The sequence below is a fragment of the Lactococcus sp. genome (assembly GCF_036648155.1).
Classification (GTDB): Bacteria; Bacillota; Bacilli; order Lactobacillales; family Streptococcaceae; genus Lactococcus; species Lactococcus cremoris.
Genome location: NZ_JAVXIY010000002.1, coordinates 177,641 through 190,278, shown reverse-complemented (window position 1 = coordinate 190,278; position 12,638 = coordinate 177,641). Strand labels below are relative to the sequence as shown.

Sequence of the window (12,638 nt, the reverse complement as noted above, 5' to 3'; positions counted from 1 at the left end):
AAGGGAAGATGCTGATGAAAAAATATGATAAAAAAATGGAAAATCGATTGAAAAGGGCTAATGGTCAGCTGTCAGGTGTTTTAAACATGATGGATTCAGGTGAGGAGTGTATTGATGTCGTCAGGCAACTGACTGCAGTTCGTTCTAGTTTAGATAGTCTGATTGGTCTAATCGTGGCAGAAAATCTTAAAGAGCTTTTACTGGATAATGAAGTGACTGACAAGGAAGAAAAACTTGAACAAGCCATCAAATTGATTGTGAAAAAATAACGATGGCTGAAACTTAGTCAGCAATAAAAAACCATATTATGTTAATAATATGGTTTTTTTATCAAGAAATTTTTATAAAAATTGACTTTTTATTATGCTATAATAAGACTGGATTTAAGGAGGGGAAAATGTACGATTTTTATTGGTATCCAAAATGTTCTACTTGTAGAAAAGCAAAAGCAAAATTAGATGAACTTGGTATAGACTATCAAGCGATTGATTTGAAGGAAACACCACCTAGTCAGCAAAAATTTGAAAAGTGGTTTAAAGAAGCTGACTTTCCCATTAAAAAATTTTTCAATACAAGTGGCTTAGTTTATCGTGACTTGAATCTTAAAGATAAGCTAGCAACATTATCGGAAAAAGAAATGGCAGAACTTCTTTCATCAAATGGAATGCTTATCAAACGCCCATTACTCGTAAAAAATGATCAAGTTCAGCAGATTGGTTTTAAAGAATCATCTTATGAAAAAATATAAAAAAATGAGTTGGTTAGACTCATTTTTTTATGTAATAATATTTAAATCTTAGGAGATTCTAAAAAAGCTAAACTTTCAAACGAAAGCGAAAATCTTTCTTATGAAGAAAATATATCATATTTTAGAAAATCTGTCAATAAAAAAATGGACATTGTCCATTTTTTATTGAATAGTCGTGACTTTGATATTTTGATTTTCAAGAATTGCTTCGGTTTCTTTACTGATCGCTTTATCAGTAAAGACTTGCGAAATTTCAGGGAATGAAAAACAAGTGACGGTGCCGTTTTGCTTAAATTTAGAAGCATCAGTTAAAATAATGACTTCCTTAGCGGCAGCGGCCATGACATGAATGGCTTCACTACGGGCAAGGTCATTACTTCTAAAACCACGTATGGGGTCAAAACCATCAATGCCGATAAATAATTTGTCAACATAAAATTCATCAACTACCTTTTTTATCAGTGGACCTACATTGACTTGGGAGTTGTTTTGATATTCTCCACCAAGTAAGATGACTTTAACGGAATCGGATTTCCGGATATAATTGGCAATAAAAACAGAGTTAGTAATGACGGTAACATTTTTCCGATTAAAGGCTAACTCTTCAGCGAGTAGAGCACAAGTAGAGCCAGATTCAATCATCACTGTATCCCCATCAAGAATATTTTCAGCAGCTTTAATGGCAATTTTACGCTTTAAGTCATAGTTTTTTGCTAAACGGAAGTTGATATCATCTGTATTATTAATCAAAGCAAAACCGTGTTGGCGATTAATAATTCCTTTTTCTTCAAGTTTATCAAGATCTTTTCGGATTGTTACGTTTGAAACTTCGAGTAATTGTGAAAGTTGAGTGACTTCGATTTTTTTATAATCACTCACAATCCGGATAATTTCGTCAGAACGGGACATTTAGTAGCCTTTCGTCATCTTTTTTATATTTTAAGACTACCACAAAAATCCAAAAAAATAAAATTTTTTATTAGTATTTCTTTCATTCGTAAGTTAATGAAGTAAAGTATATTCGTTTTTGGTAATTGCCCAATAGTCTGTAAGAATAGGCTGCTTAAACTTAGGAAAATAAGAATAAACCTTTCCTAAATGCTTCATTCCTAATTTTTCCATGACACGACCTGATTTTGAATTTTCTGTTAGGTGTTCGGCCTGAATGACCTCAATCCCCAACTCATTGAAACAGAGCTTGAAAAGGCATCTGGCTGCTTCTGGCATATATCCCTTGCCCCAGCTATTTTGATTTAAAATCCAACCAAATTCAACAATTTTTTCTTTGATAATATTAAGAAAAATTTCCCCAATGAGTTGTCCTGAAGTTTTTTCAATAATTCCCCAATGATTGAGACCATCAGGCAGAAAAAAATTGGCAATTGTGGATTTGGTTGTCTCTACCGAGTCATGCGGTTCAAAGCTAGTATAACGAACAACTTCTGGATTAGAAGCATAGTTAAACATTTCTGTGGCATCCTCAAGTTGTAATTTTCTAAGAATCAAGCGCTCAGTTTCTAAGGTCTGATGCTCTGCTAATATTAAATTTATATCAACCATAATAATTTTTCTCCTTGACTATTTTCACTCAATTATAGCCTCTATTTGTTTTATTGACAATAAAAAAGAACCTTTAAGGTTCTTTTATTTTAGAGTTCAAATTCTAAGAGAATTGGGACGTGATCTAGACGTTCGCCAGAATCAAGGGGTTCAGAAACTTTAATTGCATCTGCAAGACGATTGGAAACTAACCAATAATCAATTCTCCAACCTGAATTATTTAGTTTTGAGGTTTTTGCACGTTGGGCAAACCAAGTATAAATACTGCGTCCTTCTTCATAAAACTTCTCAACAGGACCATGAAGTTTACGGAATGTATCAGTAAATCCAGCCTCTAAAAGTTGACCAAATTTTTCACGTTCTTGGTCGGTAAATCCAGCTGAGTTGTGATTGCCACGGGGATTGGCCAAGTCGATTTCTGTATAGGCTGCATTGAAATCTCCACAAACAAAGACAGGTTTTTGAGCATCAAGGCTTGTGAGATAGTTACGGTAGTTATCATCCCAAATTCCACGTAAATCAAGTCGCGTCAGACCTTCTTGAGCATTTGGTGTATAAACCGTAGTGACAAAGAAGTCAGGAAATTCAAGGGTGATGATTCGACCTTCGGCATCCATAGGTTCAGGAGCATCAATTTCAGGAAAAGTGATGACTGGTTCTGGTAGAGTTTCTTTATAAAGAATCATTGTTCCAGAATATCCTTTACGAGCAGGTTCTACTGATGAACGCCAGACGATTTTATAACCTTTAAAAAGTTCTTCCAAAACTTCGAGATGAGCTTTTTTAGGTCCAGTAGAAGGAAGTTTGGTTTCTTGAATGGCTAAAACGTCTGGTTGTGCTTGGGCAAGATTTTTAACAACGGCAAGAGAAAGTGCAGCACGTTCTGAGGTTCCAGTCAATGCAGCATTGAGTGAGTCAATATTCCATGAGATAAATTTATAGTTCATAATCGTTCCTTTATTTTTTAAAAGAATTTCCAAAGAGCTGTGACTTAAAGGAATTCTTAACTTTTCTATGATAATTATAACAAACTTAATCAGACAATGCGATTTTAGAGGTTTTTTGGTATAATATTTAGATGAGAATCTTCTCAAATATCGAGCCTCATTTGCTCGGAAAGAGGAAAATATGACAGAAAACAAAACTTTTTACATTACAACCCCAATTTATTATCCATCTGGTAAGTTGCATCTTGGTAGTTCTTACACAACTATTGCTTGTGACGTGCTTGCTCGTTACAAACGTTTGATGGGCTTTGATACTTTTTATTTAACAGGGCTTGATGAACACGGAATGAAAATTCAACGAAAAGCCGAAGAATTGGGAATGACTCCTAAAGAATACTTGGACCCAATGGCGGCTGATGTTCAAGAATTATGGAAAAAATTGGATATTTCTTATGATAAATTTATCCGTACTACAGACACTTATCATGAAGAAGCCGTAGCGAAGGCTTTTGAACAGTTATTGGAACAAGATGATATTTATTTGGGAAAATATGCGGGTTGGTATTCTGTTTCTGATGAAGAGTTTTTCACTGAAACACAACTTGAAGAAATTTTCCGAGATGAATCTGGAAATATTACTGGTGGCATTGCACCTTCTGGTCATGAAGTGGAATGGGTTGAAGAAGAAACTTATTTCTTCCGCATGGGAAAATATGCTGACTGGCTTTTACAATATTATGATGAACATCCAGATTTTATTCAACCTGAGGTTCGTAAAAATGAAATGGTCAATAATTTCATCAAGCCAGGTCTAGAAGATTTGGCTTTGACACGGACAAGTTTTACTTGGGGAATTCCTGTCCCTTCTAATCCTAAGCATGTGGTCTACGTGTGGTTTGATGCTTTATTGAACTATATTACAGCGCTCGGCTATAATTCTGACAATGACAGTAATTTTAAAAAATACTGGCCTGGAATTAATATGGTTGGTAAAGAAATTGTTCGTTTCCATACGATTTACTGGCCAATTATGCTTCATGCTCTAGGTTTACCTGCTCCTAAAAAGATTTTCGGACATGGATGGCTCTTGATGAAAGACGGAAAAATGTCTAAATCAAAAGGGAATGTTGTTTATCCTGAGATGTTGATTGAACGTTATGGCCTTGATGCGGTTCGTTATTATTTGATGCGTGCGATTTCTTTTGGACAAGATGGAATTTTCACTCCAGAAGATTTTGTTGGACGTATTAATTTTGATTTGGCCAATGATTTGGGGAATTTGTTGAATCGTACAGTTTCAATGATTAACAAATATAATGACGGAAAAATCGAAGCAACTGGAGTTTCGACTGAATTTGATGCAAGTTTGGAAGAAGTGGTTGAAGAAACAATCAGTCATTTCCATAAAGCAATGGATAAATTTGAATTCAACGTGGCTTTGGCTGATGTTTGGACATTGATTTCAAGAACAAATAAATATATTGATGAAACAGCACCTTGGGTCCTTGCAAAATCAGAAGACGACAAAGCAAAATTGAATAATGTTTTGTATCATTTGGCTGAAAATTTACGAATTGCAGGTAGCCTTTTACAACCATTTATGCGTGCAACTTCAGGTAAAATCTTCGAGCAATTGGGAATGGATGAAGAATCATTTTTACTTGAAAATCTAGCTTTTGGTTATTCATTTACTCATCCTGTAGTAGCAAAAGGCGAACCTATTTTCCCACGTCTTGATGTGGAAGAAGAGGTTGCTTATATTAAATTACAAATGTCTGGTGGCTCAGCGGACTCCGCTGAGGTGGCAGATGAATGGGTGCCTGAAGAAGTTGAATTGAATTTAACTTTACCACAAATTAAATTTGATGATTTTGAAAAAATTGAACTAAAAGTTGCCGAAGTGCTTGAAGTGGAACGTGTGGAAGGCTCTGATAAATTATTGAAATTTAAGCTTGATGCTGGTGATTCTGAACCACGTCAAATCTTGTCAGGAATTGCACAATTCTATCCAAATGAACAAGAATTAGTAGGTAAAAAATTACAAATTGTAGCCAACTTGAAACCACGTAAAATGATGAAAAAATACGTTTCACAAGGAATGATTTTATCAGCTGAATTTGGGGATCAATTGCGTGTCTTGACCGTTGATGCTGATGTTCCTGCTGGTTCATTGATTGGATAATAAATAATATTGCGGGCAAGCTCCGCCAGTAAAATTCGATTGAATAATGAGCATTTTAGTTGTAGATAAAGGAATCGTTAGTAGAGCTGGCAATTCTGTCAGTAATATTAAGAGGGGCGAAAGCCCCTTTTTAAACAATATGGAGGAAAAAAATGACTTTTGAAGAAGCATTAGCTTTACTTAAAGCTGGAAAAAAAGTAGTTAGAACTAAAGGCTGGTCTGGTGCCGAAAATTATGTCAAACTTTATGATTCGATTGTTTTAGAATCTGGTGAAAAGTTAGAAGTGACCCCTTATTTCTTGATTAATGTCTCAGGAGAGGGTGAAGGTTTTTCAATGTGGGCACCAACGCCTTGCGACGTTTTGGCTGATGATTGGGCCTTGGTTGAATAGATAGAATAGATAGGCTACAAAATGAAATTTTCTGGGAAAAAAGTGCTAATTACAGGTGCTGCCAGTGGTATTGGCTTGGCTCAAACAAAAGCATTTTTGGCCGAAGGCGCACAAGTTGTTGCTGTTGACTTACAAGAATTTACTGACGAATCTGTCAGTAAATCAAATAATCTGTCAGTAAAAATGGTTGATGTTTCCAATGCTCAAGCAGTTGAAAAATTGTCTAACGAAGTGGGAATGATTGATATTTTACTCAATACAGCGGGCATTTTAGATGCTTATAAAACCTTGGAAGAAACCGATTTTGCAGAATGGCAACGTATTTTGTCAACGAATCTCAATTCGATGTATTTGATGATTTCGGCTTTCTTACCTAAAATGAAAAGGCAAAAATCAGGAGTCATTATCAATATGGCTTCGGTTGCCGGCTTAGTGGCAGGTGGAGGCGGTGTCGCTTATACGGCCAGTAAGCATGCTATTGTTGGACTGACAAAACAATTGGCTTTAGATGAGGCGCAACATGGGATTCAAATAGCAGCCATTGCTCCGGGGGCAATCAATACTCCGATGAATGCGGCTGATTTTACTGAAAATAATGGTCAGATGGCTCAGTGGGTAGCAGATGAGACACCAGCTAAAAGATGGGCCAGCCCTGATGAAGTGGCTAATCTGACCCTCTTTTTAGCCAGTCCACAGGCTTCTTATATGTCGGGAGTAATTGTTCCAATTGATGGAGGTTGGACAATTAAATAAAAGATATTGAAAGACTTATCAGCATGTTGGTAAGTCTTTTATTTATTGTAGGAAAGTCTGTATTAATTACAAAAGTACTGACAGACTCATTGATTTTACTGACGAGTTGCTCAATTGGTTGTTTTCCGTGAAAAAAATTCTGTCAGTAATTTTTGAGCTTCTTTTTGGCACATTTACTTGATGGTCTGTCTTGAGAGAGTTTTTATTGATTACAAAAAATTAGCAGCTGTCAGCGAAACTAACCTCTCTCTATTTACTGATGAAAGAAAATCTTTGTCACTCCTTTTCATTTGTTCAAAAATCTGTTAAAATAAAAACGTTGCTCAATTGCGAGTCAACCCTTGAGCCTTCTTCCCTTTGCTCAAGCATATTAAACGCGACATTTTGTCGCCAAAGGAGAGTATTTTGAAAAAGTCTAGAACTTATGATATTGTTACGATTGCGATTGTTGCCGCTCTTTATGTTATTCTAACGATGACGCCGGGTCTGAGCGCGATTTCTTATGGGCCAATCCAATTTCGGGTGTCGGAAATGTTAAATTTCACAGCATTCTTCAATAAAAAATATATTATTGCGGTTACGATTGGCTGTATGATTTCAAACTTTTTGTCTTTCACTTGGGTCGATGTGATTGTTGGTGGTTTATCAACTTTAATTTTCTTAAGTCTTGGTCTTTTCTTATTTGAACGCTTTAAAGGACAGTATTTTTGGAATGGTCAGTTAAATAAAGCCTTTCTGTTTTTTGCAATTTTCTTTTCAATTAGTATGTTTACCATTGCTCTTGAGCTAAAATTTGTCTCCGGAGCCCCATTTTTTGTGACATGGTTGACACTTGGTCTGGGTGAATTTGCCAGTCTATTGGTTGGGGCGTTTGTGATGGATAAACTTGGGAAAAGAGTGGATTTAAGCCGATAAATATAGTAAAGCAGCACTTGCTGCTTTTTTTGAACCATTTTTAGAAGCCAAAATTACTTAATTTGTTATAATAAAAATAAATAAAGGATTGGAGAGTTTGTAATGAAAAAAATAGCTGTGATTGCTGCTACTGGTAAAGCTGGAAGTTTAATTGCCCAAAAAGCTCTTAGTCATGGTCATGAAGTGACTGCCATTGTCAGAAATAAAGAGCGATTAAAAAATCAAGTGACTGCTGTTCTTGAAAAAGATATCTTTGCATTGACCGCAGAAGATTTATCTGGATTTGATGCCATCGTTTTGGCTCATCGTGCACCAGCAGGTCAAGAAGAAGATTACTCAAAAGTAGCAGAGAAAATGATAAAAATTCTTGACGGTTCAGAAAGTCGTTTAATCATCGTGGGAGGAGCAAGTTCACTTTATCTTGATGAGAACCGCGATCAACGCCTACTAGATGTAACACCAACGGATTTGCCTTATTATCCAACACTTTTGGAGATGGCTAAAGCAAGCTTGATTTATGAAAGTTCAAAACTCAATTTCACATTCTTTTCCCCAGCAGAATTTTTTGACCCAGAAGGTTTAGAAACAAATGATTATACAATCACCGGAGATGTTTTGGGACACAATAAAGCCGGAAAAAGCCGAATTTCATATGCTGACTATGCCGAAGCGGTCGTAAAAATGATTGAAGACGGAAAATATCAACATGAACATATTGGAATTTACGAAAATTAAAATGTATTAAAATACATAAATAATGATGAATTTAATCTAAAAAAGTAGAATAGCAATGTTCTACTTTTTTTATTTTTTTGAAAAAGTGTATAAAAATACAATGAATTCTTGACAAATAAAAATCAGAGTAGTATAGTGTATAAAAATACACGAAAAGGGTATAGATATGAAAAAAATCGCAATTGTTGGAATTACAGGCTATAGTGGACTAGAACTTCTTAGAATTTTTTATGGTCATCCAGAAGTAGAAGTGGTAAAAGTCTGTGCAACAAGTCATTATGGAGAAAAACTGTCAGAGCTTTTTCCACAATTAGAAAACTTGACTGACTTGACTGTCAGTGAATTTAATGACGAAGAAATCATGACAGAATGTGATGCCGTCTTTTTTGCAACCTCATCTGGAGTGAGTCAAAACTTGGCTTTAGCTTTTATAGATGCAGATTTTCCTGTCATTGATTTATCAGGAGATTTTCGTTTAAAAAAAGTTGAAACATACGAAAAATGGTATAAAAATACAAATATAAAAAATGAATATTTATTAAAGTCGGAATATCATCTGGCGGATATTGGAAAAGCAAGTGGGAACTATATCGCTAATCCCGGCTGTTATGCGACTGCAACTCTACTTGCGCTCTATCCATCCGTGAAAAATGAAATGATTGATTTAAATTCGATTATTGTTGATGCTAAATCGGGTTTGTCAGGAGCTGGAAAGACACTTTCTGAGTCAAGTCATTTTGTCAATGTAGCGGATAATATGTCCATGTATAAAGTCAATGCTCATCAGCATATTCCGGAAATTGCTCAACAATTAAAAATTTGGAATCCGAATTTTCAAGCCCTGCAATTTTCAACTTCTTTAATTCCTGTTAGCAGAGGAATTTTTGTCAGTACTTATGCAAAAGTAGTCAGTAATTTCGACATTGAGCAGATAAGAAGAGCTTATGTTCAGGCTTTTCTTGACAAACCTTTTGTTAGAATACGACGACAAATGCCGCAGCTCTCAGATGTGATTGGGACAAACTTTTGTGATATTGGTTTGGCCTACAATCCAGTAACCAATGTTTTAAGCATTGTATCAGTGATTGATAATCTCATGAAAGGAGCTGCGGGACAGGCAGTGCAAAATTTTAATCAGTTATTTGGCTATGATGAAAGTTTAGGTTTAAACTTTATGCCAAGATTATAGAAGAGGGAAAAATGAAGAAAATAACGGGAACAATTGCCAGTCCGAAAGGTTTTGTTGCGGACGCGGTTCATGCACAATTAAAATATAAAAATTTGGATTTAGGAATGATTCTGAGTGACGTTCCAGCTGTGATTGCAGGCGTTTTTACTACAAACAAAGTTGCTGCGGCACCTGTTTTAATCGACCGTGCTATTGTCAAAAATGGTCAAGCACAAGCAATTATTTGTAATTCAGCAGTGGCTAATGCGGTAACGGGGGAACAAGGGTTTCAAAATGCTTTAAAAACGCAAAAAGTATTTGCTCAAAAATTTAAAATCAAAGCCGATGAAGTGGCAGTTTGTTCAACAGGGGTGATTGGCCTTCAACTTCCGATGGAAAAAATGGTCAATGGAATTTCTAAATTATCACAAAATGGCAAGCCCGAATATTTTGCCAAAGCCATCTTAACGACTGATACTAAATGTAAAACAATTAATTTTGAAAGTGAGATTGGTGGAAAAATGGTCAATATGGCTGGCGTTTGCAAAGGGTCTGGCATGATTCATCCAAACATGGCAACCATGCTTGCCTTTATCACAACTGACGTCAAAATTTCGCAAAGCTTACTTCAAAAAATGCTGTCAGAAATCATTGAAAAAACCTTCAATCAAATCACGGTAGATGGAGATACATCGACCAATGATACGGTTTTGGTCATGGCAAATGGTCAAGCCAAAAATCAAGAAATTCTGGCTGACAGTCAAGACTATCAACTTTTTAAAGAAATGCTGACAGAGGTTTGTCAGCATTTGGCTAAGGAAATTGCAGCTGACGGAGAAGGTGCAACAAAGTTGATTGAAGTGACGGTCAAAGGAGCACCAGATGATTTATCAGCTAGAATGATTGCCAAAAAAATTGTCGGATCAAGCCTGGTCAAAACGGCTATCTTTGGAGCTGACCCCAATTGGGGCAGAATTATCTCATCTATCGGGCAAGTGGCAACTTTTGAAGTTAATGATATTGAGTTGAAAATTCAAAATGAACTTGTCCTTTATCATTCGACGCCAGTCACTTTTGACAATGCTTTTCTTTCTGAAAAATTAAAAGAAGACAAGATTAAGATTGTGGCAGATTTAAATAGTGGAAATGGCAATGGACAGGCTTGGGGCTGTGACTTGACTTACAAGTATGTTGAAATTAATGCTTTATATACCAGCTGAAAAAATGAGGAAAAATAATGACGGATTTATTTGAAAATTACGGACGCTTACCATTTAGCTTGACCAAAGGTCAGGGCGTTTATCTTTATGATGACAAAGGCAATAAATATCTGGATTTCACTAGCGGCATTGGAGTGATGAATCTAGGTTACACTTTTGAAAAGGGCAAGAATGCTGTTAAAGTCCAACTTGACAATCTGGCTCATCTTTCAAATCTTTATCAAAATCCTCTGCAAGAAGAAGTGGCAGCAAAGTTAAGTCAAAATCACAAATACAAAGCTTTCTTTTGTAACTCTGGAACAGAGGCTAATGAAGCTGCCTTAAAATTAACACGATTGATTAAAGCAGGTCACAAAATCTTAGCATTTACTGATGGTTTTCACGGTCGAACTTTTGGAGCCATGAGTGCCACCATGCAAGAGAAAATTCAAGCTGGATTTGCACCATTGCTCCCAGATTTTGTGGCGACTACTTATAATGATGTGGCCGCCCTTCAACAGGTGGTTGAAAATGAGAAAATCGGCGCTATTATCTTTGAAATTATTCAAGGAGAAGGGGGCATTTTGCCAATTCGAGCAGATTTTGTTCAAGCATTGAAAAGTTGTCAACAAAATGGAATTTTATTGATTGTTGACGAGGTTCAAACAGGAATTGGGCGAACAGGAAAACTTTTTTCTTTTGAACATTTTGGCTTTGAACCGGATATTTTCACAGTTGCTAAAGCCTTGGCAAATGGTCTTCCAACCGGCGCAATGTTGGCTAAAAATCACTATGCCCATTATTTTTCTGCTGGGAAACATGGCTCAACTTTTGGCGGAAATCCCTTGGCTATGGCCTGCGCCAATCAAGTTTTGACAGCAATGGACAATGATTTTTTAGAAAATATTACTGACAAAGGAAATTTTTTCCTAAATTTACTGACAGAAAAGTTGTCAGTAAAATCAACAGTAAAAAGCATTCGAGGCTTAGGTTTGATGATTGGCATTCAACTTGCTGACGAGAAAAAAGTGCCCGAAGTTCTTGCTTTATTACGCGAAAATGGCTTGCTTGCTCTGGCAGCTGGACACGATGTCATTCGGTTATTGCCGCCGCTTGTCATGACCAAAGAAGAATTGCAAAAAGGAGCAGAGCTATTGGAGAAACTTTTATGACAGATTCACATAATACAGCCCAGACTTTAACTGAAAGTCTCAAATATTTTCTGAAATATCGTGACCAAACTGTCGTCATCAAATACGGCGGCAATGCCATGGTTGATGAAAAAGTGAAAGAAAGTATTCTAAAAGATATTTTATTACTTAAAACAGTTGGAATTAAAGTCGTTTTGGTTCATGGCGGAGGACCTGCGATTGGAGAATTACTTGAAAAATATGAACAAAAAAGTCAATTTGTTCAGGGTTTGCGCGTGACCAATAAAAAAACAGCTCGATTGGCACTGACAGCTTTAGCTGGAAAAGTAAATAAAAGTTTGGTTCAAGATATCATTCGCTTAGGAGGTAATGCGATTGGTGTTTCAGGAATTGATGGTAAATTAATAGAAGCCAAGCCAATTTCTGAAGATTTAGGCTATGTTGGAGAAATTACGGTGATTCATCCGGAAATCATTGAGCGAATCAATCAAACAGATGCTGTTCCAGTCATTGCGTCAGCCGCTATTGGTCTTGATGGGGAAATTTATAATGTCAACGCTGATACTGCAGCCAGTCGAATCGCTGGAGCGCTTTGTGCCGAGCAATTTATTTTATTAAGTGATGTACGCGGTTTATATGGTAATTTTCCTGACGAAGGTTCATTTATTGATGAAATTAACCTGACCAATCTGGAAAAGTTAGTTAAAGAGAAAAAAATTACTGACGGCATGATTCCAAAGATAGAAGCCATTAAATACGCCATGCAAGAAGGTTTGGGACAGGCCGTATTACTCGACGGACGAGTGCCACATGCTTTATTACTAGAATTATTTACTGACAGAGGTCAAGGGACTTTGATTAATCACTGACAGATTTACTGACGATATA

General features: G+C 36.2%; 13 protein-coding genes, 1 pseudogene and 1 riboswitch. Of the genes and pseudogenes, 11 read left to right on the top strand and 3 right to left on the bottom strand.

Going from position 1 to position 12,638, the window contains the following annotated elements:
• Nucleotides 1–14 precede the first annotated feature (14 nt).
• Both RSC39_RS02760 and RSC39_RS02755 read left to right on the top strand, forming a co-directional pair.
• Nucleotides 15–269, top strand: a complete 255-nt coding sequence (locus RSC39_RS02760; RefSeq protein ID WP_011675918.1) for a metal-sensitive transcriptional regulator — start codon at nucleotides 15–17, stop codon at nucleotides 267–269.
• Between the two features lie 128 nt (nucleotides 270–397).
• Nucleotides 398–748 carry an arsenate reductase family protein gene (locus tag RSC39_RS02755; RefSeq protein ID WP_042748865.1) on the top strand — a complete coding sequence of 117 codons (351 nt, stop codon included), beginning with the start codon at nucleotides 398–400 and terminating at the stop codon, nucleotides 746–748.
• A 162-nt stretch (nucleotides 749–910) separates the two neighbouring features.
• On the opposite strand, the gene RSC39_RS02750 is transcribed toward RSC39_RS02755, so the two are convergent.
• The 3 genes from RSC39_RS02750 to RSC39_RS02740 form a co-directional block, all read right to left on the bottom strand.
• Complete coding sequence (locus RSC39_RS02750; protein ID WP_231722666.1) at nucleotides 911–1,657, bottom strand: DeoR/GlpR family DNA-binding transcription regulator; 747 nt, start codon at nucleotides 1,655–1,657, stop codon at nucleotides 911–913.
• A 93-nt stretch (nucleotides 1,658–1,750) separates the two neighbouring features.
• Nucleotides 1,751–2,308, bottom strand: a complete 558-nt coding sequence (locus RSC39_RS02745; RefSeq protein WP_332534938.1) for a GNAT family N-acetyltransferase — start codon at nucleotides 2,306–2,308, stop codon at nucleotides 1,751–1,753.
• An 89-nt stretch (nucleotides 2,309–2,397) separates the two neighbouring features.
• Nucleotides 2,398–3,255: an exodeoxyribonuclease III gene (locus RSC39_RS02740; protein ID WP_332534936.1), complete on the bottom strand. Its 858-nt coding sequence runs from the start codon at nucleotides 3,253–3,255 to the stop codon at nucleotides 2,398–2,400.
• A 172-nt stretch (nucleotides 3,256–3,427) separates the two neighbouring features.
• Here RSC39_RS02740 and metG point away from each other — a divergent pair.
• The 9 genes and pseudogenes from metG to argB form a co-directional block, all read left to right on the top strand.
• A pseudogene (metG, locus tag RSC39_RS02735) lies at nucleotides 3,428–5,437 on the top strand (methionine--tRNA ligase); the annotation flags it as partial.
• A gap of 152 nt (nucleotides 5,438–5,589) precedes the next feature.
• Nucleotides 5,590–5,829, top strand: a complete 240-nt coding sequence (locus tag RSC39_RS02730; RefSeq protein ID WP_011675925.1) for a DUF2829 domain-containing protein — start codon at nucleotides 5,590–5,592, stop codon at nucleotides 5,827–5,829.
• A gap of 21 nt (nucleotides 5,830–5,850) precedes the next feature.
• Entirely contained in the window at nucleotides 5,851–6,582 is a 732-nt protein-coding gene (locus RSC39_RS02725; protein WP_332534933.1) for a 3-oxoacyl-ACP reductase, read from the top strand.
• A gap of 301 nt (nucleotides 6,583–6,883) precedes the next feature.
• Nucleotides 6,884–6,990, top strand: a riboswitch (PreQ1 riboswitch).
• Complete coding sequence (locus RSC39_RS02720) at nucleotides 6,988–7,497, top strand: QueT transporter family protein (RefSeq protein ID WP_332534931.1); 510 nt, start codon at nucleotides 6,988–6,990, stop codon at nucleotides 7,495–7,497. (Overlaps the previous riboswitch by 3 nt.)
• A 102-nt stretch (nucleotides 7,498–7,599) precedes the next feature.
• The gene (locus RSC39_RS02715; protein ID WP_021036939.1) at nucleotides 7,600–8,232 is read left to right on the top strand and encodes an NAD(P)-dependent oxidoreductase; all 633 of its coding nucleotides are present in this window, start codon (nucleotides 7,600–7,602) and stop codon (nucleotides 8,230–8,232) included.
• Nucleotides 8,233–8,398: 166 nt separating this feature from the next.
• Nucleotides 8,399–9,421 carry an N-acetyl-gamma-glutamyl-phosphate reductase gene (gene argC, locus RSC39_RS02710; protein ID WP_332534928.1) on the top strand — a complete coding sequence of 341 codons (1,023 nt, stop codon included), beginning with the start codon at nucleotides 8,399–8,401 and terminating at the stop codon, nucleotides 9,419–9,421.
• 11 nt (nucleotides 9,422–9,432) lie between these two features.
• Complete coding sequence (argJ, locus tag RSC39_RS02705; RefSeq protein WP_332534926.1) at nucleotides 9,433–10,620, top strand: bifunctional glutamate N-acetyltransferase/amino-acid acetyltransferase ArgJ; 1,188 nt, start codon at nucleotides 9,433–9,435, stop codon at nucleotides 10,618–10,620.
• Between the two features lie 17 nt (nucleotides 10,621–10,637).
• Nucleotides 10,638–11,771: an acetylornithine transaminase gene (locus RSC39_RS02700; RefSeq protein ID WP_332534924.1), complete on the top strand. Its 1,134-nt coding sequence runs from the start codon at nucleotides 10,638–10,640 to the stop codon at nucleotides 11,769–11,771.
• A complete protein-coding gene (gene argB / locus RSC39_RS02695) occupies nucleotides 11,768–12,619 on the top strand; it encodes an acetylglutamate kinase (protein ID WP_332534922.1) in 852 nt (283 codons plus the stop codon). Before RSC39_RS02700 ends, argB begins: the two co-directional genes overlap by 4 nt.
• The last annotated feature ends 19 nt before the right edge of the window (nucleotides 12,620–12,638 follow it).